Genomic DNA, 10,012 nt, shown 5'->3' with positions numbered 1-10,012 from the left:
CGCTCTTGTTTGTGAAGGACTTGCTCCGTAAGCAGACGAGAGCCGCAGTGACCAGGTGGCTGGGACTGTTTATTAAAAACACAGCACTGTGCAAAATCGTAAGATGACGTATACGGTGTGACACCTGCCCGGTGCCGGAAGGTTAATTGATGGGGTTAGCGTATGCGAAGCTCTTGATCGAAGCCCCGGTAAACGGCGGCCGTAACTATAACGGTCCTAAGGTAGCGAAATTCCTTGTCGGGTAAGTTCCGACCTGCACGAATGGTGTAACCATGGCCACGCTGTCTCCACCCGAGACTCAGTGAAATTGAAATCGCAGTGAAGATGCTGTGTACCCGCGGCTAGACGGAAAGACCCCGTGAACCTTTACTACAGCTTGGCACTGAACATTGACCCTACATGTGTAGGATAGGTGGGAGGCTTTGAAGCAGAGACGCTAGTTTCTGTGGAGCCGACCTTGAAATACCACCCTTGTAGTGTTGATGTTCTAACTTAGGCCCCTAATCGGGGTTGAGGACAGTGCCTGGTGGGTAGTTTGACTGGGGCGGTCTCCTCCCAAAGAGTAACGGAGGAGCACGAAGGTTTGCTAAGTACGGTCGGACATCGTACGGTTAGTGTAATGGTAGAAGCAAGCTTAACTGCGAGACAGACACGTCGAGCAGGTACGAAAGTAGGTCATAGTGATCCGGTGGTTCTGAATGGAAGGGCCATCGCTCAACGGATAAAAGGTACTCCGGGGATAACAGGCTGATACCGCCCAAGAGTTCATATCGACGGCGGTGTTTGGCACCTCGATGTCGGCTCATCACATCCTGGGGCTGAAGTCGGTCCCAAGGGTATGGCTGTTCGCCATTTAAAGTGGTACGCGAGCTGGGTTTAGAACGTCGTGAGACAGTTCGGTCCCTATCTGCCGTGGGCGTTTGAGAATTGAGAGGGGCTGCTCCTAGTACGAGAGGACCGGAGTGGACGAACCGCTGGTGTTCGGGTTGTGATGCCAATTGCATTGCCCGGTAGCTACGTTCGGAATCGATAACCGCTGAAAGCATCTAAGCGGGAAGCGAGCCTCGAGATGAGTTCTCACTTGGAGTTCGACTCCACTAAAGGGCCGTTGAAGACTACAACGTTGATAGGCGAGATGTGGAAGTGGTGTGAGCCATTAAGCTAACTCGTACTAATTACCCGTGAGGCTTAACCATACAACGCCAAAGTGGTTTAAGCGACAGAAGTTAATGAAACTAAAGTAGACAAAGAATTTAATTAAGCTTTCCAGATTTTATATCGATGAGCAGATGCTTGTTGATGAACAGAATTTCCTGGTGAACATAGCGTTTTGGAACCACCTGACCCCATGCCGAACTCAGAAGTGAAACAAAACAGCGTCGATGATAGTGTGGCAGCTGCCATGTGAAAGTAGAACATCGCCAGGGCCTTATTAGAAAAACCCGATTCGAAAGAGTCGGGTTTTTTGCTTTTTGTCTTTACCAAACCTGACCATGTTGGAAGGCGCTTTGCTTTTCCAACCTACCAAAATACTGTCAACACCACACCAAGTAGGTCGGCATAAGCGTAGCGCCATCCGACGTCAAACAACGATAACCAATGTAGCAATTGATGATAGTGTGGCAGCTGCCATGTGCTCTCTATTTAAAAGAACGGAACATCGCCAGGGCCTTATACCAAATTGATTAAATTTATGATCTAATGTCAAAATCCAATTATCATCGAAGTGATAGTGATTTTGCAGCCCTCTGAATTTATTAAGCTCTCCAAACAGACTAAAGATCCAAGAAAGAAAGTGCGCATGCTCGCACTAGCTCATTTCTTTGAAGGTAAATCTCGCTATCAGATTGCTGAATACTTAAAGGTCAGCCGTACTAGCGTGAATAAATGGGTGAAAGACTATCTCGACTATGGGTTAGAAGGCTTGGAGGAATTACCTCGCTCGGGCCGCCCTTGCAAACTTGATGATTCACAGCTGAAGCAGCTTAAAGCATTTGTACTCAACTCTATAAACCGCACGGAAGGTGGTCGGCTAACATTAGAAGATATTCAGCAGTATATATCTGAGTCTTTTAACATAGAATACGAGTTGTCGGCCGTTCACAGGCTATTGAAAAGGCAAAACTTCTCATGGATTAGCAGTCGGTCAATCCACCCCAAAGGAGATCAAGCTCGCCAGAAAGCTTTTAAAAAACTTTGAGCTGGAAACGATCCTTCACATCCCGGGACACCTTCTCCCTGAACGCATTGATGTGTGGTTTCAGGATGAAGCACGATTTGGTCAGCAAACTTCGACTACAAAAGTTTGGGCTGAAAAAGGCTCACGTCCAAGAGTCGTAAAGCAGCAACAATTCGAATATGCCTATCTATTTGGCGCAGTGTGTCCGACGACTGGTGAAACAGAAGCACTCATCTCACCTTTAGTGAATAAAGAAGCCATGTATTGTCACCTGGAACAAATATCACAAAAGACTCAACCAGGAAGAATGGCTGTGGTCGTGATGGATCGCGCAGCCTGGCACTTCAAAGATGGTTTAGTAAAAGGCTTGGAGAATGTAGTGATCATCAGGCTGCCGCCTTATTCCCCAGAGTTAAACCCCATAGAACAAGTGTGGAGTTGGCTCAGACAACATAAGCTGTCAAACAGAACGTTTGCAAACTACGATGACATTTTGGAGCAGGTAAGTGATGCATGGAATGCGTTTATCTCATGTGCTGACAGGGTGAAATCATTGTGCTTTAGGGACTGGATAAATCTGACCAGTTAATTATTCAAAATGGTATTATTAGAAAAACCCGATTCGAAAGAGTCGGGTTTTTTGCTTTTTGTCTTTACCAAACCTGACCATGTTGGAAGGCGCTTTGCTTTTCCAACCTACCAAAATACTTTCATCACCACACCTGGTAGGTCGGCATAAGCGCAGCGCCATCCGACGTCAAACAACGATAACCAATGTAGCAATTGATGATAGTGTGGTAGTTGCCATGTGCGCTCTATTTAAAAGAACGGAACATCGCCAGGGCCTTATAAGAGAAACCCGATTCGAAAGAGTCGGGTTTTTTGCTTTTTGTCTTTACCAAACCTGACCATGTTGGAAGGCGCTTCGCTTTTCCAACCTACCCAAATACTTTCAACACCACACCAAGTAGGTCGGCATAAGCGTAGCGCCATCCGACGTCAAGCAACGATAACCAATACAGCAATTGATGATTGTGTGGCAGCTGTCACGCGCTCTCTATTTAAAAGAATGGAACATCCTACTTTGTAGCGAAGTAGAACCTAAAAAAGAACCCGTTGCAGCAATGCGACGGGTTCTGGTGTTTTTGCACTTATCAAATGCAAAAAGACACTTGCTTTCTTAGCTAATGTTACTTCTAGGTTCGACTTTTTGTCACCCTAAAGCTCGTAGCTGAAGGTTACGCCATATACCCTAGGCTCACCATACTGAACATAAGTTTTCGATTGATAACCCAGTAGAGGGTCATTGCCAAAACGAAACCCTCTTACCGCGACGTCGTCATCAGCTAAGTTTCGGCCCCAGATTCTTAGTGACCAGTTATCGCTGAAGTAATTGAGGCTAGCATTGATGAGATTATGACTCGATGCTTTTTCACGGTGACTGCTTGAAAAGAAGTATTCGTCTTTACCTTCAATGGCAATTTCAGCGACAAGGTTATCTGTCAATGCATAATCAGCCGAAATAGAGTATTGGTAGTTTGGTGACTGAGCCTGTTCGGCGCCATTTAGGTCAAGTCCATCCGCGGTTACAAAGTCTTTAATTTCAGAGTTAAGGTAAGCGGCACTGTAAGTTAAGCCTAAGCGATCGGTATATTGGAATCGACCTTCAACCTCAATCCCGTAGTTACTGCCACTACCGGCATTATCAAAGTAGCCCGCAAACTCAACCCCTTTGGTCTGCCATTGCTTTAGCTGAATATCTTCACGATGCATATAAAAGGTGGTCACGCGTACGGTTTGACGTTGATCGTCAGATTGTCCTTTTACTCCAAATTCGATATTCCATAAATATTCAGGATCAAAGTTGTAGTTTTGCTCATCTAAGCGAAGCTCCTCATCATTAGCTTTCGCTAGCGCTTCTCCGTTAACACCACCAATTTTGTAGCCTCGAGTTAGGCTGGTATAAATCATCGTGCTTGGTGTAACACGATATTCAAGTGCGAGCTTACCACCCCACATGTTAGTGTCATCATCGACGTTAAAGGCATTGCTGTCATGATATTGGGCCGAGTAACGTTCTACTCTAAGACCCGTGATGAGATCGGTTTGCTCAGAAAGGGGGTACACATATTGACCAAACAGAGCAGTATTAGTCACCGAGTAATCTGAGCTAAATACTGAGCCCAGCCATGTATAATCACGGGATAACCCGATGTCTCGGCGCTTGGCATAGCCACCGACTACCCATAACTGCTTTTTGTCCTGCACTATAACTTCAATATCGCCTTTGTCCTGCTTACGTCGATAGGCGTCAGTAGAGCTATAGCCATCGGGGTAGAGGCCTGCTGCACAGAGTTGTGGTTTGGATGCATCATTGCAAGTCCAATCTTCGTCATAACTATACAAAGTATCAGCGTTCATACCTGAAAATTTAATGTCAACGTCAAACGCTGCGTTTTCCGTATAACGAGCTTGTACCGCGAATGCATCTGATTCAAGCTGATCGGAACCAGGTTCATCTGCGACGCTGCGACGAGAGTTATCTAGTGTGAAACCATCGTATCCATTGTCAGTGTTTATATGATGGTAACTAAAAGTTAGCGCTAAGTGCTGGCTTAGTTGGCTATTTAGTTTCAGCCGCGTGACTTGCTCGTCGAGCGTTTGCGTTGGTTTTTCTAAGTAGAGGTTGTCCATATAGCCATCAGACTCGCGTTGATAAAAGCTAGCTCTAATAGCAGTATCATCGGTCAACCCTGTGCCCGCAGCAATACCCGCTTCGTAACTACCATAGTTACCTGCACCGAGTTGCAGTTTTAAATTGTTATCCATGCTTGGGGCAGGTGTATTGATTTCAACAAGACCGGCCAGCGCATCTGAACCATGTTTTGTACCTTGTGGTCCTCTATAAATTACTACTGATTCGGCATCAAATAGCAGCGCACTTTGTCCAAGTCCTGAGTAATTAATGCCATCGATAATTAAGCCGACACTTGGGTAAATCGGGTCGACGAATTGCGAACGCAAACCGACCCCACGAATTTGCAAAAATCGTCCTCTCGAAGCGCCAGCAGAAAAGTTTACGTTGGCCGATGCTGCAAGAATTTCGTCTAAGTATTGTGCGCCTCTGCGGTCAATGTGTTCTTGGTCAAAAATTGACGCACTGGCACTAAGGGTTTGTACTGATTCTTTTTGAAAGTCACCAGTAACGACAATGGTTTCGATGTTATCGTCGGCAATGACGTGAGTAGAAAGTAGTGGCATCAATGCCATAGAGACTAGAGAGAGTTTTAATTTCATTACTTTTTTATGTATCCAACCTATTTTGCGCACAGTTTAGCAAAAGCCAGACCACTTAAAAGTATAAATCTGTTATATCATAGCGCTCAAATTTCGTGGAAATGAGGAATCAGCGATAATGACTTATAAAGTGGATTTTAAAGTTCGAGACTATGAATGTGATATACAAGGCATTGTAAATAATAGTGTTTACTTTAACTACTTAGAGCATGCTCGACATGAATTTTTGTTAGATAAAAAAGTGGATTTTGCGGCGTTGGCGGAACAAAAAATTAATTTAGTCGTTATCCGTAGTGAGATGGACTACAAAGACTCGCTACGCCCTGGAGATGCTTTTTATGTTGAAGTCGAGTTGCGTAGAGCTAGCCGAATCAAATTTGCTTTTCATCAAAAAATAATCAGAGCTCGAGATGAAAAGTTAATGCTAGATGCCATTGTAACGGGAACATCGGTAAATGAAAAAGGTCGGCCTTATCTTCCACCTGAGATTACTCACCTATTTGATGAATAAATGAAACAAATTACAGATATTTACAGCATTTTTTTGTCATTTTCACGTTATAATGTGGAAAGTAGTAAAATTCACGTTGTGTAGGGCGATGAAACTAATTTTTTTTATTAGCGGTCTGCTGATATTAACAGGCTGTGCTTCTAATAACGCGGTAACAGCTGAGTTTTTAAAACATTCAAATTGGCGTTTAGTTTCAGTTTCAGATTCTGCGTTGTCAGTGGAGTTATCTGATCCCTCACAGTTCTCTCATGCCGTTTCTCTACAGTTTATTGAAGCGCTTCAGGTGACTGGACATTCGGGCTGTAATCGCTTTTTCGGTGAAGGTGAACTCAAGCAGGCGCAGCTAAAAGTCAGTAATTTGGGTATGACCAGAAAATTTTGTGGTGAACAAAGTGCAAAGTTAGAACAAACCTTTATGGCGAAGTTGAGTGAAGGTGTTGAAATTATCGTTGAAGGTGAAACGTTGACACTGGTTGGTTCGCCGCAGTTTGTCTTTACGCGCCAGTAAATCTTGCCAGCGCGCTTATCAAGCAGTAGACTGACCACAATTCGTTACTTGTCGGAGTGCCTTTGTAGCAGTCAATGACTTTGGTTATTACTGATTTTCAAGGCTGAGATCGCTTTTTGCGGGATCCGTGGACCTGATCAGGTTAATGCCTGCGTAGGGAACAAGCTGACAGATAGTTAAGCAATTTTAATTGTCTGTTTGTAGTGATAAGAAGCCGTTATCGCTAAATCCACCTAGCCCGAGGTTTATCCTCGTCTCTCTCCTTTATGGAGAATCTGACAAGACCCCTTTGTAAGTAAAATTTAGAGGAAGTCATGTCAAATAACAGTAGCAAGTTGTCACGTCGCGAATCGAGAGCAGCGGCGGCGGAATTTATCCATAACCTTACAGGTCAACCATTTCCAAATTCACATAAAGTTTATGTTGAAGGCGAACAAGCCGGAGTTCGTGTCGGCATGCGTGAGATCACCTTAAGTGACTCTTTTGTCGGTGGAACAGAAGAAAACCCTATTTTTGAATCGAATGAGCCTGTGCGAGTGTACGATACATCAGGCCCTTATACAGATCCTGAACTGCAGATTGATGTGCGTGCGGGTTTACCAAAGTTTAGAGAGCAATGGATCGTAGAGCGAGATGACACTGAGCTTCTTGATTCTGTAACTTCTCAGTTCTCTCAGCAGCGTATGGCGGATGAAGGCCTCGACCATATCCGTTTTGAAAATTTACCAAAAATCCGCCGCGCTAAGCCAGGCAAAAATGTCACGCAAATGCACTATGCTCGTCAGGGGATCATCACTCCAGAAATGGAATATGTGGCGATCCGTGAAAATATGGGCCGTGCCAAAATTCGTGAAGACTTGTTGGCCCAGCAGCATAAAGGTCAATCATTCGGGGCCAGTATTCCTGATTTTATTACCCCTGAATTTGTTCGTGACGAAATAGCCCGAGGCCGAGCAATTCTTCCCAATAACATTAACCACCCAGAAACCGAGCCGATGATTGTTGGCCGTAATTTCTTAGTGAAAGTGAATGCGAATATCGGTAACTCTTCAGTCACTTCTTCAATTGAAGAAGAAGTTGAAAAATTAGTATGGTCAACGCGTTGGGGCGCGGATACGGTGATGGACTTATCTACGGGCCGATATATCCACGAAACCCGAGAGTGGGTAGTTCGTAATTCTCCGGTGCCAATTGGTACGGTACCAATTTATCAAGCGCTGGAAAAAGTGAACGGTGTGGCAGAAGACCTAACGTGGGAGATCTTTAGAGACACATTGATTGAGCAAGCTGAGCAAGGGGTTGATTATTTTACTATTCATGCTGGCGTACTGCTTCGCTATGTACCGATGACGGCAAAGCGGATTACGGGGATTGTCTCTCGCGGTGGTTCCATCATGGCTAAATGGTGTTTAGCGCATCATAAAGAAAACTTCTTATACACGCATTTTGAAGATATTTGCGAGATCATGAAGCAATATGACGTGTGTTTTTCATTGGGAGATGGTTTACGTCCCGGTTCGATTGCCGATGCGAATGATGAAGCACAGCTTTCAGAACTTCGTACTCTGGGTGAATTAACCAAAATTGCTTGGCAACATGATGTTCAGGTGTTTATTGAAGGCCCAGGTCACGTACCGATGCACCTGATCAAAGAAAACATGGATGAGCAGCTTAAGCACTGTCATGAAGCACCATTTTATACACTGGGCCCATTAACTACCGATATCGCGCCAGGTTATGATCACTTTACTTCAGGCATTGGCGCGGCGCAAATCGCGTGGTATGGCACAGCAATGTTATGCTACGTCACGCCAAAAGAGCACTTAGGCCTGCCGAATAAAGAAGATGTAAAAGAAGGTTTGATCACCTATAAAATTGCCGCACATGCAGCTGACCTAGCGAAAGGTCATCCCGGAGCGCAGGTACGTGATAATGCACTATCTAAGGCTCGTTTTGAATTCCGTTGGCATGATCAATTTAACCTCAGCTTAGATCCAGAGCGAGCCTTGTCGTATCACGATGAAACCTTACCGCAAGAATCAGGAAAAGTGGCACACTTTTGCTCGATGTGTGGACCAAAGTTCTGCTCGATGAAGATTACTCAGGATGTGCGTGACTACGCCAAAGAGCTTGAAGCAAAAGGTATCGATCCAAACAACATCGATGAAAATCTATCAATAAAAATGGTCGATGTTGAAGCGGAAATGCGTGCCAAGTCTGAAGAGTTTAAACGCGCTGGCGCTGAGCTTTACCATAAGTCTGTTTAATCACAATCGGCCACTGTTGTGAGTGGCCAACCTTTGGAGTCGAACATGACAAAATCAGCGAGAGTTGCTGTTGTTGGATTCGGTTTAGTGGGTCGAGTTGCAGCCTTGATGTTGAGTAATCATTATCAAGTATCTGTTTTTGAAAAAGATGATGAGCAGGCTTCAAATAGTGCAGGGAGCATGGCTGCCGCCATGTTGGCGCCATTAGCTGAATCCGTTATTTGTGATGCAGAACTTGCTCTACAAGGGCTTGAATCGATCAGGTTATGGCCCGAGCTATTGACACAGCTTGACGAAGCAGTTTTCTTTCAACAACAAGGTTCCTTGATTGTGGCTCATCAACAAGACCGTGGTGATTTACTAAGCTTTGAGCGGCGTTTAAAGCCGTTGGCTTCACATTCTGCAAGAAGCGTAGGTCGAGAAGAAATAAGCGCACTTGAGCCAGAGCTGGAGCATTTCAATCAAGGGCTGTATCTTCCTTGCGAAGGGCAGCTCGATAATTTGGCTTTTTATCGTTCCAGTTATCGAACATTGCAAAAGCGAGATGTGCAGTTTAGCTTTGTGGCAGCTTGTGATAATCAGCTTATTGAAAACTTAACCAGCCAATTTGATTGGGTCATTGATTGTCGAGGAGTGGGCGCAAAGTCGGAAATGCAAGGGCTTCGTGGGGTGCGTGGCGAAGTCGCCAGAGTGCATGCGCCGGAAGTGTCGCTGTCTCGCCCTATCAGATTAATGCATCCCCGCTACCCAATCTATATCGCACCTAAACCAGAGCATGAGTTCGTAATTGGTGCAACGGAGATCGAGTCTCAGGATTGTGGCCCAATCACGGTGCGCTCAACGTTAGAGTTGCTATCTGCTGCTTATACGGTGCACAAAGGGTTTGCAGAAGCCAGAGTATTGTTACTCAATGCAGGGCTTAGACCCGCGTTTTCAGATAATCACCCTCGTATTGAACGAAGTGGTAATCTCATTCGCATAAATGGTTTGTATCGACACGGGTATTTGCTAGCGCCTTATGTAGTCAAACAAGCCTTATCACAGGAGTTATTGTGAATATTCATTTTAATGGCGAGCGTATCAGTGTGGATACGGATGTCACGATTTTACAACTTGTTGAGCAGCGAGGTGCGCAAGCTCCATATGCAGTAGCTGTAAATGGGAGCTTTGTGCCACGTAGCAATTTGGCTGACACAAAGTTGCATGAAGGGGATCAGGTAGAGTTACTTTCTCCGATCCAAGGTGGCTAA

At 45.0% G+C, this 10,012-nt stretch carries 7 protein-coding genes, 2 rRNA genes and 1 riboswitch (1 of these 10 running past the window's edge); of the genes, 8 read left to right on the top strand and 1 reads right to left on the bottom strand.

What is annotated here, in order from left to right; genetic code table 11:
• The 3 genes from ACSLBF_RS15800 to ACSLBF_RS15790 all read left to right on the top strand — a co-directional run.
• Positions 1-1,196: ribosomal RNA gene (locus ACSLBF_RS15800) — 23S ribosomal RNA — on the top strand (it extends 1,686 nt beyond the left edge of the window).
• A gap of 116 nt (positions 1,197-1,312) precedes the next feature.
• Positions 1,313-1,427: ribosomal RNA gene (gene rrf, locus ACSLBF_RS15795) — 5S ribosomal RNA — on the top strand.
• Positions 1,428-1,738: 311 nt separating this feature from the next.
• Positions 1,739-2,768, top strand: a protein-coding gene (locus ACSLBF_RS15790; protein WP_440056190.1) for an IS630 family transposase whose coding sequence is annotated in 2 segments (ribosomal slippage) — positions 1,739-2,190 and positions 2,189-2,768 — 1,032 coding nt in all. Because the reading frame shifts where the segments join, the coding sequence is not laid out codon by codon here.
• A 629-nt stretch (positions 2,769-3,397) separates the two neighbouring features.
• On the opposite strand, the gene ACSLBF_RS15785 is transcribed toward ACSLBF_RS15790, so the two are convergent.
• Complete coding sequence (locus ACSLBF_RS15785; RefSeq protein WP_440054308.1) at positions 3,398-5,476, bottom strand: TonB-dependent receptor; 2,079 nt, start codon at positions 5,474-5,476, stop codon at positions 3,398-3,400.
• A gap of 118 nt (positions 5,477-5,594) precedes the next feature.
• On the opposite strand from ACSLBF_RS15785, the gene ACSLBF_RS15780 reads away from it, so the two are divergent.
• The 5 genes from ACSLBF_RS15780 (at position 5,595) to thiS (ending at position 10,012) form a co-directional block, all read left to right on the top strand.
• Positions 5,595-5,987: an acyl-CoA thioesterase gene (locus ACSLBF_RS15780; protein ID WP_440054307.1), complete on the top strand. Its 393-nt coding sequence runs from the start codon at positions 5,595-5,597 to the stop codon at positions 5,985-5,987.
• 88 nt (positions 5,988-6,075) lie between these two features.
• Entirely contained in the window at positions 6,076-6,495 is a 420-nt protein-coding gene (locus tag ACSLBF_RS15775; RefSeq protein WP_440054306.1) for an META domain-containing protein, read from the top strand.
• Positions 6,496-6,537: 42 nt separating this feature from the next.
• Positions 6,538-6,672: riboswitch (TPP riboswitch) on the top strand.
• 137 nt (positions 6,673-6,809) lie between these two features.
• Positions 6,810-8,762 (top strand): phosphomethylpyrimidine synthase ThiC, encoded by a 1,953-nt coding sequence (thiC, locus tag ACSLBF_RS15770; protein ID WP_440054305.1) that lies wholly within the window; start codon positions 6,810-6,812, stop codon positions 8,760-8,762.
• A gap of 45 nt (positions 8,763-8,807) precedes the next feature.
• The gene (locus ACSLBF_RS15765) at positions 8,808-9,818 is read left to right on the top strand and encodes an FAD-dependent oxidoreductase (RefSeq protein ID WP_440054304.1); all 1,011 of its coding nucleotides are present in this window, start codon (positions 8,808-8,810) and stop codon (positions 9,816-9,818) included.
• On the top strand, positions 9,815-10,012 hold the full coding sequence (gene thiS / locus ACSLBF_RS15760; RefSeq protein WP_440054303.1) for a sulfur carrier protein ThiS: 198 nt from the start codon (positions 9,815-9,817) through the stop codon (positions 10,010-10,012). The genes ACSLBF_RS15765 and thiS overlap by 4 nt, the downstream gene beginning before the upstream one ends.

The organism is Pseudoalteromonas sp. T1lg65 (assembly GCF_051930985.1).
GTDB lineage: Bacteria > Pseudomonadota > Gammaproteobacteria > Enterobacterales > Alteromonadaceae > Pseudoalteromonas.
This window is presented reverse-complemented; position numbering and strand designations above follow the sequence as displayed.